General features: G+C 54.8%; 2 tRNA genes. Both read left to right on the top strand.

Going from position 1 to position 230, the window contains the following annotated elements:
• Positions 1-78 precede the first annotated feature (78 nt).
• A tRNA-Cys gene (locus KGF46_RS19910) sits at positions 79-152 on the top strand.
• 6 nt (positions 153-158) lie between these two features.
• A tRNA-Asn gene (locus KGF46_RS19905) sits at positions 159-230 on the top strand.

Here is a 230-nt window from a genome sequence, read left to right as displayed (position 1 = left end):
ATTAGCTCAGTCGGTAGAGCACCTGACTTTTAATCAGGGTGTCCCGCGTTCGAGTCGCGGATAGATCACCAAAAAGGCGGCGACATAGCCAAGTGGTAAGGCAGTGGACTGCAACTCCTTGATCCCCAGTTCGAATCTGGGTGTCGCCTCCAAAATATTCCAAGGTAGCTCAACGGTGGAGCAACCGGCTGTTAACCGGTAGGCTGTGGGTTCGAGCCCCACCCTTGGAG

The sequence above is a fragment of the Clostridioides sp. ZZV14-6153 genome (assembly GCF_020657855.1).
Taxonomy (GTDB): Bacteria; Bacillota; Clostridia; order Peptostreptococcales; family Peptostreptococcaceae; genus Clostridioides.
This window is presented reverse-complemented; position numbering and strand designations above follow the sequence as displayed.